The sequence below is a fragment of the Ilumatobacter fluminis genome (assembly GCF_004364865.1).
Classification (GTDB): domain Bacteria; phylum Actinomycetota; class Acidimicrobiia; order Acidimicrobiales; family Ilumatobacteraceae; genus Ilumatobacter; species Ilumatobacter fluminis.
Genome location: NZ_SOAU01000001.1, coordinates 4,184,340 through 4,196,191, shown reverse-complemented (window position 1 = coordinate 4,196,191; position 11,852 = coordinate 4,184,340). Strand labels below are relative to the sequence as shown.

The following is an 11,852-nucleotide window of genomic DNA, read 5'->3' as shown; positions in this document are numbered from 1 at the left end:
ACATACATCAATGTATGTATCTGAATGCTTCCGGCGCCTCCTCTCACCTGGACGGCATGATCGACGTCGAGCTCCGGCTCCGTACCATCGGCGTCGTGGACGCGGAGTCGGGTCGCAGCGTTGCCGCCGAGGTCGGTGGCGATCGGGCGTCGTCGTTCCCGTACGCCGACATCGTGCTGCTCGGGGTCGTCACGCTCGCGGCGTACGGCACGTGGGCGTACTCGTTCGGCGTGCTGCTCGATCCGTTGCTCGACGACACGGGCTGGTCCGAATCGGTCGTCACGGGTGCCTTCGCCGTCTCGTCGGCGCTCGGCGGGTTGATCGCGCTCCCGGCCGGGCGCCTGCTCGATGCCGTCGGAGCGCGGTGGGTGTTCTTGCTCGCCGCCGCGGTGTCGACCGTGTTCCTCGTCTCGGCGTCGTACGCCACCAGCCCGCTGGTGTTCGTCGGCACGGCCGTGGCGGGCGGCGCCGCACTCGCCGGGCTCGCCTTCTACCACGTGACCCCAGACGGTGGCGGTTCGTGCGGCACCGCGCGAGGGCACGCGTGCGATCGCCCTGCTGACGATCGTCGGTGCGTTCTCGAGCGCGATCTACCTCCCCCTCGCCGCGGTGCTCGTCGACGCCTTCGGCTGGCGTGTGGCGTTGCGCACGATGGCGATCGGCGCCGGCGTGGTGCTCGTCGTCGCCGCGGTGTTCGTGCGCGAGCGGGTCGAACCGGGCGCTGCGCCTCGCCGGTCTGCTGCGCCGATCTCGCTCCGACGGCCGGAGGTCGTCCGGTTCCTCGTCGCGACGGCGCTCGCCGGGATCGCGATCGGCATCGTCCTGGTGTATCAGGTGCCGCTCATGGTCGGCGCCGGACTCCCGCTCGCCACCGCCGCCACCGTGGCCGGAGTCCGCGGCGCACTCCAGATCGTCGGGCGCCTCCCGATGACGTCGATGCTCGCCCGGTGGGACGTCCGCACGGTCACGCGCCTGGCGTTCGCGTCCGTCGCAGTCGGTGTGATCCTACTCGGCTTCGCTGGCAACCTGTGGGTCGCCGCGCTGTTCGCGCTCGTCGCCGGGTTCGGAATCGGCGCCTGGTCCCCGTTGCGGGGCATCTACGCCGACGAGCTGTTCGACCGCTCGCGCCTCGGGGCGGCGATGGGCACCGTCAGCATGGTGTCGGGTCTGGCGGTCGCCGCCGGACCGGCCGTCGCCGGTGTGCTCGCCGACTTGACCGGGACGCGAGCGTGGGGTGTGGTGATCGGCGCCGCGTCCGCAATGACGTCGGTGGTCATCCTCCGCCGCCCACCCCCACCACCGAACCAACCGCCGAATGCGTGAACAAACTGCGGAATAGTTCCGCAGTTCGTTCACGCCTTCGCCGGGCGGCCGGGTCGGTGGTCGTCGTAGGCTCGGCGTCGGTGACCGGACGATGAGCCTGCTCGAACTCCCCCTCTTCGACGGCGTCGATGCCGTCGACCTCGCCGACCTGGCCGACGCCCTCCGACCGCGACGCCTCGAGGCCGGGGAGGTGCTGATGGCGGAAGGCACGGCCGCGGAGATCTTCGCGATCGTCGAGTCGGGTGAGGCCGTCGTCCACACCAGCCGTGACGGCGACACGGTCGAACTCGCACGGCTCGGACGCGGCGACATCGTCGGCGAACTCGGCCTGCTCATCGATGGAACGCGCACCTCGTCGGTCGCCGCGACCTCCGACCTCGACGTGCTCGTCGGCGACCTCGATGCGTTCGAAGCGTTGCTGGCCGTGCCCACCGTTCGCTCCCGGCTGCAGCTGATCGTCAGCCGCCGCCTGGCCGTGAACGCTCGTCCGGTTCCGATCGAGCTCCGCGACGGCACCACCGTGCTGGTGCGGCCGCTCCTCCCGACCGACCGTGAACGGCACCATGAAGCGGTGTGGAGCGCCTCGGCCGAAACGCTCCGGTTCCGCTTCTTCACGAGCGCCCGCCCGAGTCGACGGATCCTCGACTACCTGATCGACATCGACTACGTCGACCACTTCGCCTGGATCTGCCTGTCGACCGACGACGAAGGCATTGGCATCATCCGGTACGTGCAGCCGCGGGAGCGACCCGACGAGGTCGAGGTCGCCTTCGGCACCGATGAGGGATGGCAACGTCGCGGCATCGCCACGATGCTGCTGGGCGCGATCGGCGTCGCCGCTGAGGAAGCCGGCTACCCCGAGTTGGTCGGCTACTACGTCAACGACAACCACGGGTCGGAGGCGCTGTTCCAGAAGGTCGGCGCACGGTTCGCTCGCTCGGAGCCGGGGGTGCGCGAGGCACGAGTCGCCGTCGACGCTGCCGTTGCGCTGCTCGGCTCGAGCGACGCCGAGGCACTTCGCGCCACCGTCGCCGACATCGTCACCGCAGGCGGCCTCGCCCTCACCGACGCCGGGACGCCGCCGGACGTCCCTGTCGATCCGCTGCCGTGATCAGCCGTCCGTCGGGCGGGTGGTGATCAGTTCCTGACACAGCAGGCCGGCGTCGCGGTGCTGATGCATCGCCTGGTAGTCGGGATGGTTGAGGGTCTCGATGAACGCCGATCGGTTCGGGAAGTGCATCACGAGCACCGCGTCCCAGTCTCCTCGGCCGATGAAGTAGCGCTCGGTCGTGCCGTGGAGGAGGCAGGTCCCGCCGACCTCCGCCGCAGCGACCCCGAATGCGTCGACGTAGCGCGCGTACGCAGCGCTGCCCGGCTCGTCGGCACCGTGCAGCGGATGTTCGGCGGCGTATTCGGCCTTCACCCGGAACTTGAGCAGGTTCACCTGGGCGATCGGTCCGTCGTGCGGGTCGTCGCGGAACGCTCGGAACTGATCGGCGGTCGGCTGGTAGGCGGGCATCGGGATCTCCGTTCAGATGGTCGGGAGCCAGTCGCTGATGGCCTGGCCGATCTCGTGGGGGCTGTCCTCCTGGATGAAGTGGCTGCCGGCGACGGTGACCTCGGTGAGGTTGGGCCAGGTGCGCACCCAGTCGCGCTGGGCTCCGGTGAGGATCGCGCCCGGATCGGCGTCGACGAACAGCTTCGGCACGTCGGCCTGCTCCAGCCACTCGGCGTAGGCGCCGACGATCTCGGCCACGTCGGCCGGCTCGCCCTCGATCGGGATCTGGCGCGGCCACGTGAGCGTGGGGCGACGATGCTGCGGCTCGACGAACGGGCGGCGGTACTCGTTCATCTCCTCGTCGGTCATCGGTCGGAGGACCGAGCCGGGCAGGACGGCCTCGACGAAGATGTTCTTCTCGATCACCATCTCCTCGCCTGCCTCGGATCGGAAGCCCTGGAAGATCCCGCGGGCGGCTTCGGGCCAGTCGCTCCAGCTGGCGATCGGCCGCACGATCGCCTCCATGAACACGATCCCTGCCACGCGGTCGCGGTGCCGGTTCGCCCAGTCGAAGCCGAGCGCCGAACCCCAGTCGTGGATGACGAGCACGACGTCGTCGCCGAGGTCGAGCTGGTCGAGGAGCCCGTCGAGGTACTCGCGATGCTGGACGAACGTGTATGAGTCGGGTGAGGTGTCGTCGAGCTTGTCGGAGTCGCCCTGGCCGATCAGGTCGGGGGCGATGCAGCGGCCCTGTCCGGCGACGTGGGGGATGATGTTGCGCCACAGATACGACGACGTCGGATTGCCGTGGAGGAACACGATCGAGCGGCCCTCGCCGCGTTCGTGGTAGGCCATCTGCTTGCCGTTGACGGTCGCGTACTGCTTGGTGAGCGGGGTCGTGTCGAAGTCGGACATGTCGGGCCTCCGGGGGCGGTCTGGTGTTCGGGCGGGCGCGTCCACACATTAAGTAACAAGTGCTATCTTTTCAAGCCGAAGGACACCCATGGCCAGAACTCCCAAGTACGACGACACCGATCTCCTCGACCGAGCGGTCGACGTGGTGTGGCGTCGCGGTTGGTCGTCGACCTCGATCCGCGACCTCGAACAGGCACTCGACGTGAAGGCGCCGTCGATCTACCGACGGTTCGGATCTCGTGGCGGCGTGGGTGTCGCGGTGATCGAGCACTACGTCGATCGTGTCGTCCGTCGACGCGTCGACAAGTACCTGTCGGGCGAGGGAGACCCGGTCGCGAACATCACCGTGTTCTTCGAGCGCTCCGTGCAGCAGCCCGACACCTCCGAGGCGCTGCGAGGCTGCCTGCTCACGACGACATCGGCCGACGACCTCGACGACGCGATGCGTGATGCCGTCCTCATCGGCGTGGCGGTGATCGAGACCAGCCTCCGTCGGGAAGTCGAACGCGCCGCCGCATCCGGACGCCTGCGGCCGGGCGTCGACATCGACGCCGCGACGGCGACGCTCAGCGTGGCGATGCAGGGATTCATGTCGCTCGCTCGGGCGGGTATGCCATCCGAAGAACTCCATCGCCGCGCCCATGCCGTCGTGTCCTCCGTGATCGACACGGGCGCAGACCGACCAACGACACACTCGACCAGAACCGAGGAGGGTTCATGAACACCGTGCACGAGGAGATCCTGACGTTGCGGCAGCGCGAAGGCGCCGTGCTGCTCATCACGTTCCGCGGCGACTGGTGACCGTACTGCTGTGCCCAGTCCGTGCGACTGGCAACGCAACACGACCGGATCCACGGCGCCGGTGCGGAGGTCATCGCGATCAGCGTCGACGACGACGTCCGGCAAGCCGGCATGACGCAGCGGTGGGGTCTCGAGTCGATCCGATTCGTCGCCGATCCGGGCGGTGAGCGGTTCCTGCGTCCGCTCGACCTGTTCGACCCCGAGGAACGCAACGGCATCGGGCTGCCCGCCCTGCTCGTGATCGACCCGGACGGCCACGAGCGCTACCGCTACACCGGGCGCGACTTCGCCGACCGAACCCACGACGAGGACGTGCTGGCAGCGGTCGAAGCGCTCGGGCTGCCGGCGATCGATGCGCCGAGGTGGGAGCCGACGGTCGACGTCCCCGACTCCCTGACCGGGTACTTCAAGACCGCCGACATCCTGCCGTACTTCCGCGGCAACTACTTCGGCGCGCTCGCGATCGGCTGGCGACTCGACGATGACGGCAGCAAGGCAATCGCCAAGGAACACCGCACGATGTCGAGAACGATGCTCGACGCCCTGGAAGCCTGGGCGCCCAACATCCCGTAGCCCACCGGGTCGCGATCAGGATTCGGCGGCGAGCTGGTCGCGCAGCTCGCGTTTGACGACCTTGCCGTAGTTGTTGGTCGGCAGGCCGTCGACGAAGCGGTATTCCTTCGGCCGCTTGTAGCGGGCGATCCGTTCGAGACAGGTCTGATCGAGGTCGGCGGTCGAGGGAGCGTCGGTGTCGTCGGCGACGACGACGAACGCCACCACGGCCTCGCCCCACTCGGGGTCGGGGCGCCCCACGACCGAGACGCCGGCGACCCCCGGGTGCTGCAGCAGCGCCTCTTCGACCTCGCGCGGATAGATGTTCATGCCGCCACTGATGATGAGATCCTTCGACCGATCGCGGAGCGTCAGGCAACCGTCTTCGTCGAAGCTCCCGACGTCGCCGGTGTGCAGCCAGCCGTTGCGGAGCGTCTCAGCCGTCGCCTCGGGCTGCTCCCAGTAGCCGGCCATCACGACGTCGCCGCGCACCACGACCTCGCCGATCTCGCCCACGGGCAACTCGTCGTCGTTGTCGTCGACGACGCGGACGTCGACGTCGGTGCGAGCGAAGCCGACACTCTGCATGCGGTCGCGCCAGCGAGGGTGATCACGGTCGGCGTGGTCGGCCTTCGACAGGCCGGTGATCGTCATCGGCGCTTCGCCCTGACCGTAGATCTGGGCGAGTCGCGGTCCGACCACGTCGAGTGCCAGTTCGAGATCGGCGAGATACATCGGCGCGCCGCCGTAGATGATCGTCTTGAGGCCCGACAGGTCGGCCTCGGCGAACGTCGGGTCGGTCGTCAGCCGCCGCACCATCGTCGGCGCCGCGAAGAACGACATGCCGGGCCAGCGATCGATCAGACCAGCGATCTCGGCGGCATCGACACCGCCGGACGCCGGGGTCACACTGACGGCCCCCTTGGCGATGTGCGGGAGGCCGTACATGCCGGAGCCGTGCGAGATCGGGGCTGCGTGGAGGACCGAATCGGTCGGCGCGATCGCATCGATGTCCGCCAGGTAGCTGAGCGACATCATCAGCAGGTTGCGGTGGGTGAGCGTCGCCCCTTTCGGGCGACCGGTCGTGCCGCTCGTGAAGAACAGCCAGGCGGCGTCGTCGGGGCGGCGGGAGGTGAGCGGGACCGGCTCGCAGGCGGCGACGAGCCGGTCCCACTCGGGGCCGGGCGCGAAGACGGTCGACTGCAGGGTGTCGACCGAGTCGTTGAGCGCCACGGCGTCGGCGGTGTGGTCGTCGTCGCTGACGAGCACGGCCGCGCGAGTGGTGTCGAGGATGTAGGCGATCTCGTCGCGATGGAGACGAGCGTTGATCGGAAGCGCGACGAGACCGGCGTGCCAGATCGCGAACACGGCCTCGAGATACTCGGGTCGGTTCGTCATCAGGATGGCGACGCGGTCGCCGGTCGTGAGACCGAACCGGTCAGTCAGGCCGCCGGCCGCTCGAGCGACGCGATCGGCGAACTGCGTCCACGTCGCGTGGACGTGCTCGCCCGCCGCCAACGCCGGAGCGTCCGGCATCTTCAGGCCGTTCCGTTCGATCCACGCCGCCAGGTTCATCGTTCTCTCCTCGCACGCGACGGTGGGGTCCCGACGGCTCGTCAGGACCCCACTGTCGACTCATCGGGCCGTGAAACCGCCGTCGATGACGAGTTCCGAACCCGTCACCCAGGTCGACTCGTCCGATGCCAGGTACAGCACGCCGTACGCGATGTCCATCGGCACGCCCGGTCGGCCGATCGGGTGTGCTTCGCCGAGCGCGTCGTAGAACGCGTCGCGGTCGCCGGTGTTGTCACCGAGGTGCTGGACCATCGGCGTCCACGTGTAGCTCGGGTGCACCGAGTTGACCCGGATGTTGTAGCCGGCCTGGGCGACGTGCAGCGCCGCCGACTTGCTGAACAGACGAACGGCACCCTTCGAGGCGTTGTAGGCGGCGAGGTTGTCGATGCCGACGAGGCCGGCGACCGAGGAGATGTTCACGATCGACCCACCCTTCGGGTCGTCGTTCTGCTTCATCGCCTTGATCGCGGCGCGGGTGCCGAGAAACACGGCTTCGCTGTTGATCGCGTTCACGTGCCGCCAGCCGTCGAGCGTCGTGTCCTCGACGTTCGCGTCGAGCACGATGCCGGCGTTGTTCACGACGATGTCGAGGCGGCCGTGGCGGGCGACGATGTCGTCGACGAGGGTGTCCCACTCGTCTTCGATGGTGACGTCCTGGTGGATGTACTCGGCCTTGCCGCCCTCTTCTTCGATCGAGGCGGCGAGCGCCTTGCCGTCGTCGTCGAGGATGTCGGTCAGGATGACCGTGGCACCTTCCTTGGCCATCAGCCGACCGGTTGCCTCACCGAGGCCTCGTGCGCCTCCGGTGATCAGCGCGATCTTGCCGTCTACTCGTCCCATGATGTTCCCCTTCGTGTTCAGTGATCGGTGACGGCGGAGAACGTACGACGCATCACCGATCGGCGGCAGTGCCGCTTGCGTCATCCTGACGGTGCATTCGCGTCAGTTCGGCCCGGTGGGCCGATGGGTACGTTGGACGTGGTGCTGACCCCGATCCGAGACGTGCGTTCCCGATGCGAGTGCTGATCGTCGACGACGACACGGCCACGGTGTCGTTCATGCGGTTGGCGTTCGAGGCGGCCGGCGACGAGGTTCGTACCGCGACGACCGTCGACGACGCACTCCGAGAAGCGGCGACGATGCTGCCCGACGTGGTGCTCTCCGACCTGACGCTCGCGCGGTCGGTTCCCGACGGTGCCGACGGGTTCGCCTTGCTCCGGGCACTCCGCTCCGACACGGCGACCGAGCACGTCGGCGTGCTGGCGGTCAGCGGTGCCGATCACCCGGAGGTGCTGCGGGCCGCGGAGGAGCGAGGCTTCGACGGGTTCGTCGCCAAGCCCGTCGACATCGCGTCACTGATCGAGCGCGTGCATCGGCTCGGCGTGGTCGTCGCCGGGCGTGCCGACTCGGGCGGCGTCGATCGCGCCTAGCACGGCGCGGACGTCGAGCGGTTTCTCGAACAGACGGTCCGGTCGAGCATCGTCGGGACCGTCGTCCCCGCCGGCCGTGACGACGATCACCGGAAGCTCGGGGCGATCGACTCGGATGCGGCGGAGCACGTCCCAGCCGGATCGGTCGGGGAGCCCGATGTCGAGCAGAACCACGTCGACCGTGTGGTCGTCGAGCAGCGCGAGGCCGGCGGCGGCGGTCTCGGCCGATCGCAACGTCAGATCGGGGCGCAGCCGGAGAGCCGCACGCACCACCTCGACACTCGCCGGATCGTTCTCGATGTAGAGCACGGTCCCGTGACCGGACCGCGACCGAGTCGTCGCCGCCGAATCGGGCTCGTCGTGCGGTGCCGACACGGCGTTCCCCGACGCGACCGGGAAGTCCGCGTGGAAGGTACTGCCGACCCCCAGCGTGCTCACCACGGCGACTGAACCGTGCATCTCGCGCATCAGCCGCTCGCACACGGCGAGGCCGAGCCCGGTCCCTTTCTTGCCGGACACGGTGGCGTCGTCGAGCCGGAGGAACGGCTGGAAGATGTCGTCGAGTGACTCGGGCGCGATACCCGGGCCGGTGTCGGCGACGCTCACGCGGACGGTGTCGCCGTCGACTCGGCTCACGTCGACATCGACCCTCCCCCCGGTCGGCGTGTACTTGACGGCGTTGTCGAGGAGGTTGATGACGACCTGTCGCATGCAGCGCTGGTCGGCGAGCGCCGAGGGTGTGGCGTCGTCGACGTGCCGCACGATCTCGATCTCCCGCGCCGCCGCCAGCGGCCGAACGAGCTCGAGCGCCTCGCCGACCACGTCGGCGGCGTCGACCGGGACGGCATCGACCGAGAGTTGGCCGGACTCGATGCGTGAGAGATCGAGCAGCTGGTCGATCAGGTCGCGGAGGTGGCGTCCGGCGCTCACGATCTGTTCGACGCTGTCGGCGCGCTGGCCGGCATCGAGGTCGACCATCTGCATCACCTGTGCGAACCCGAGGATCGAGTTGAGCGGGGTGCGGAGTTCGTGGCTCGCGAGTGCCAGGAAGTCGGTTTTCGCCTGGTTCGCCGCCTCGGCGACCTCGCGAGCGCGGAGGTCGGCGAGCTGGCGTCGCGACGCGGTGATGTCGCGTACTTCGACGTAGAGGTAGGGCTGACGGCCCGACTCGGCCGGAATGAGCGAGGAGTGCAGCGAGAGCCATGCGTCGCCGTTCGAGTCGGCGAGCGGAACGTCGACGGTGCGCAGCGTCGACGTTCGGGCGTCGCGTTGTTCGGCCCACGATTCGAGGACGGCGGCGTGGTGGTCGGCGTCGACCAGGTCGAGCAGGTTGGTGCCTGCCAGCTCGGCGACCGATCGTCCGACGACGCGCGACAGCGCCGGGTTCGACTTGGAGATCGTGCCGTCGAGTGCGGTGAGCGCGAGGCCGGCGGCGGCTCCCTCGAACGCGCTGCGGAAGCGCGCCTCGCTCTTGGCGAGCGCGGCGAAGAGTCGGTGGTGGTCGATCGCCACGGCAGCGAGATACGTGAACCGGTTGACGCGTCGGATGGCCGACTCGTCCGGGTGCCAGGGCGCCGGCTTGTACACGGCGAACGTGCCGAGGATGTCGCCGCCCTCCGCGGCGACGATCGGTGTCGACCAGCACGAGCGCAACCCGTGGGCGAGTGCGATGTGTCGGAAGTCGTCCCAGTTCTCGTCGGTTGTCACGTCGGCGGCGATCACGGGCTTGCCCGTGTACGCAGCAGTGCCGCACGACCCCTGCCCGACGCCGATCGCCACCCCGTCGATCGCTTCGCGGTACGCGAGCGGCAGGCGCGCGCCGGCACCATGACGGAGGAAGCGACCCTCGTGCAACAGCAGGATCGAGCACATGGCGCCGGGAAGTTGCCGTTCGATGGCGGCGACGATCGCTTCGAGCGACTCCGAGAGCGGGGCGTGGCGGACGACCCCTTCGAGGATGTCGGCTTGCGCGCCCACCTGGTCGGAGGGCTCCACCGCGGCGAGCGAGCCGGCGGTCGGGTCGGGTGCGTGCCGGTCGAACCGGGGCAGGGTGAGCTCGACGGTCGTGGGTGCAGCTCCGTGGCCGGGGTCGGTCACGATCAGAGCGCCCCCCAGGTCGTCGGCCTGTTCGGCGATCAGCGCAAGACCGAGGCCGAGGCGATCGGACCCCGACGGTGCGGCGAACGGTCGGCCGACCTCGGTCGGTGGATCGTCCGGGAAGCCCGAGCCGTCATCGGTGACGCGGAGCGTCGCGACCTCATGGTCGGCCCGCACCGACATGCGGACGTCGGTCGCCCCGGCGCGACGGGCATTCGCGATCAGTTCGTCGACGGAGCGCCCGAGCGCGTGCTCGTCGGCGAGGACGACGACGTCGTCGTCCGGGACCGTCGCCGTGATGTCGGGGGCATCGACCCGATCGCGCACGAGCGCACACAGGTCGACCGGCACGAGCACGAGACCGCAGCGGTTCGGGCGGCCCGAGCGCCAGACGTCGTCGCCCGCATCGTCGACGATGTCCCGGATGCGTTGCAACGCCTCCTCCGTGTCGAGCCGACCGTGCTGCGCCGCGTCGGTGGTCAGCCCGATCAGGTTCAGCGACTGGGCGACGTCGTGTGCGGCCCGGCGTGAGGCTCGAGTGACACGCGTGCGACGCGCAGCCATCGCGGTGGCGGCGTGACGCGCCAGCTCCAGCCCGGGTGCGTCGCCGCGCCCGGTGTCGCCGACGAGGACGACGTCGGCACCGGCCGACTGAGCGATCACGTGCTCGTCGGCGACAAGGCCGTCGACGATCGCCACGATGGGTGCATCCCGGTCGAGCGAGCGACGTCGAGCGACCTCGGCGACCTCCGTGAGCACCGCACAATCGTCGATCGACGGCGTCTGGTCTCGTGTCATTACCCGAACCCCCTTCCGCTCGCATACTGTCAGACGTGATCGGCCCGACGACAGGAGAAGGGGGCACCGTGTCGGACGGACAACCGCAACCGAGCATCCGCGCCTTGATCGTCGACGACCATCGCATGCTCGCCGAACTGCTGTCGTCCGCGCTCGACGATCGCCCGGAGATCACCGTCGTCGGCACCGCGTCGTCGTCGGCCGAGGCGTTGACCGCGGTCGCGTCGCTCCGGCCCGATGTGGTCGTGCTCGACTACGACCTCCCGGACGGCGACGGCGTCGCACTGGTCGGACCGCTCCGTGAGGCGGCGCCGAACTGCCGCGTGCTCATGCTGACGTCGTACACCGACCCCGTTCTGCTCAGCGATGCGATCGAGGCCGGGTGCGCCGGCTTCGTCACCAAACGGAACAGCACCGACGAGATCGCATCGGCGGTGCTCGCCGTTGCCTCCGACGAGACGCCGGTCTCGCCCGACATGGTGCGGTCGCTCGTCCGCAAGGACCACACCGCGACCGGCTCCGACCTCACCGCGCGTGAGGTCGAGGTGCTCCGGCTGGCAGCACAGGGACTGAGCAACAAGGAGATCGCCGAGCAGCTCTTCCTCAGCGTGAACACCGTGCGCAACCACATGCAGCGGGTGCTGAACAAGCTGGGCGCGCACTCGAAGCTCGAAGCGACCGCCATCGCCGCCCGGCTCGGCATCGTCCGACGCTGAGTTGGTGCACTCGCACTAACGCGTTTGACGCGGCGGCCTCTGTCGGTGCCGACGCCGGGCGACGACGCTGATGCCACCCGTCGGGGAGACGGGCATCGAGCGAGAGAGGGGATGACGTGCTCGGGACAACGAACGCTGCCGTCCGGC

General features: G+C 69.2%; 11 protein-coding genes and 1 pseudogene. 6 read left to right on the top strand and 6 right to left on the bottom strand.

The genetic code is table 11. The annotated features are described in order from the left end of the window. Positions 1 to 43: 43 nt before the first annotated feature. The gene (locus tag BDK89_RS19000) at positions 44 to 427 is read right to left on the bottom strand and encodes a hypothetical protein (RefSeq protein ID WP_133870451.1); all 384 of its coding nucleotides are present in this window, start codon (positions 425 to 427) and stop codon (positions 44 to 46) included. A gap of 83 nt (positions 428 to 510) precedes the next feature. Between BDK89_RS19000 and BDK89_RS18995 the strand changes: the two genes are divergently transcribed. Next, positions 511 to 1,323: an MFS transporter gene (locus BDK89_RS18995; RefSeq protein WP_133870450.1), complete on the top strand. Its 813-nt coding sequence runs from the start codon at positions 511 to 513 to the stop codon at positions 1,321 to 1,323. Positions 1,324 to 1,414: 91 nt separating this feature from the next. After that, positions 1,415 to 2,434 carry a GNAT family N-acetyltransferase gene (locus BDK89_RS18990; RefSeq protein WP_133870449.1) on the top strand — a complete coding sequence of 340 codons (1,020 nt, stop codon included), beginning with the start codon at positions 1,415 to 1,417 and terminating at the stop codon, positions 2,432 to 2,434. Here BDK89_RS18990 and BDK89_RS18985 read toward each other — a convergent pair whose 3' ends face one another. Both BDK89_RS18985 and BDK89_RS18980 read right to left on the bottom strand, forming a co-directional pair. After that, entirely contained in the window at positions 2,435 to 2,842 is a 408-nt protein-coding gene (locus tag BDK89_RS18985; RefSeq protein ID WP_133870448.1) for a DUF1330 domain-containing protein, read from the bottom strand. It lies immediately after the preceding gene. A gap of 12 nt (positions 2,843 to 2,854) precedes the next feature. After that, a complete protein-coding gene (locus BDK89_RS18980; RefSeq protein ID WP_133870447.1) occupies positions 2,855 to 3,736 on the bottom strand; it encodes a haloalkane dehalogenase in 882 nt (293 codons plus the stop codon). An 88-nt stretch (positions 3,737 to 3,824) separates the two neighbouring features. On the opposite strand from BDK89_RS18980, the gene BDK89_RS18975 reads away from it, so the two are divergent. Both BDK89_RS18975 and BDK89_RS18970 read left to right on the top strand, forming a co-directional pair. After that, the gene (locus BDK89_RS18975) at positions 3,825 to 4,457 is read left to right on the top strand and encodes a TetR/AcrR family transcriptional regulator (protein WP_133870446.1); all 633 of its coding nucleotides are present in this window, start codon (positions 3,825 to 3,827) and stop codon (positions 4,455 to 4,457) included. Between the two features lie 92 nt (positions 4,458 to 4,549). Then, positions 4,550 to 5,110 (top strand): annotated as a pseudogene (locus tag BDK89_RS18970) (peroxiredoxin family protein); the annotation flags it as partial. Between the two features lie 15 nt (positions 5,111 to 5,125). On the opposite strand, the gene BDK89_RS18965 reads toward BDK89_RS18970, so the two are convergent. Both BDK89_RS18965 and BDK89_RS18960 read right to left on the bottom strand, forming a co-directional pair. Continuing rightward, positions 5,126 to 6,664, bottom strand: coding sequence for an AMP-binding protein (locus BDK89_RS18965; RefSeq protein ID WP_133870444.1), 1,539 nt, complete (start codon positions 6,662 to 6,664; stop codon positions 5,126 to 5,128). Positions 6,665 to 6,724: 60 nt separating this feature from the next. Next, positions 6,725 to 7,504, bottom strand: a complete 780-nt coding sequence (locus tag BDK89_RS18960; protein ID WP_133870443.1) for a glucose 1-dehydrogenase — start codon at positions 7,502 to 7,504, stop codon at positions 6,725 to 6,727. A 173-nt stretch (positions 7,505 to 7,677) separates the two neighbouring features. On the opposite strand from BDK89_RS18960, the gene BDK89_RS18955 reads away from it, so the two are divergent. Next, the gene (locus BDK89_RS18955) at positions 7,678 to 8,094 is read left to right on the top strand and encodes a response regulator (RefSeq protein WP_133870442.1); all 417 of its coding nucleotides are present in this window, start codon (positions 7,678 to 7,680) and stop codon (positions 8,092 to 8,094) included. Here the strand turns inward: BDK89_RS18955 and BDK89_RS18950 are convergent. Continuing rightward, positions 8,017 to 10,989, bottom strand: coding sequence for an ATP-binding protein (locus BDK89_RS18950; RefSeq protein WP_133870441.1), 2,973 nt, complete (start codon positions 10,987 to 10,989; stop codon positions 8,017 to 8,019). The two genes, BDK89_RS18955 and BDK89_RS18950, sit on opposite strands and share 78 nt — an antisense overlap. Before the next feature lie 68 nt (positions 10,990 to 11,057). On the opposite strand from BDK89_RS18950, the gene BDK89_RS18945 reads away from it, so the two are divergent. After that, a complete protein-coding gene (locus tag BDK89_RS18945) occupies positions 11,058 to 11,705 on the top strand; it encodes a response regulator transcription factor (RefSeq protein ID WP_133870440.1) in 648 nt (215 codons plus the stop codon). The last annotated feature ends 147 nt before the right edge of the window (positions 11,706 to 11,852 follow it).

Coding starts and splice junctions, on each gene's coding strand:
- BDK89_RS18990 (WP_133870449.1), top strand. CDS start 1,415: ATGAGCCTGCTCGAACTCCCCCTCTTCGACGGCGTCGATGCCGTCGAC.
- BDK89_RS18985 (WP_133870448.1), bottom strand. CDS start 2,842: ATGCCCGCCTACCAGCCGACCGCCGATCAGTTCCGAGCGTTCCGCGAC.
- BDK89_RS18980 (WP_133870447.1), bottom strand. CDS start 3,736: ATGTCCGACTTCGACACGACCCCGCTCACCAAGCAGTACGCGACCGTC.
- BDK89_RS18975 (WP_133870446.1), top strand. CDS start 3,825: ATGGCCAGAACTCCCAAGTACGACGACACCGATCTCCTCGACCGAGCG.
- BDK89_RS18965 (WP_133870444.1), bottom strand. CDS start 6,664: ATGAACCTGGCGGCGTGGATCGAACGGAACGGCCTGAAGATGCCGGAC.
- BDK89_RS18960 (WP_133870443.1), bottom strand. CDS start 7,504: ATGGGACGAGTAGACGGCAAGATCGCGCTGATCACCGGAGGCGCACGA.
- BDK89_RS18955 (WP_133870442.1), top strand. CDS start 7,678: ATGCGAGTGCTGATCGTCGACGACGACACGGCCACGGTGTCGTTCATG.
- BDK89_RS18950 (WP_133870441.1), bottom strand. CDS start 10,989: ATGACACGAGACCAGACGCCGTCGATCGACGATTGTGCGGTGCTCACG.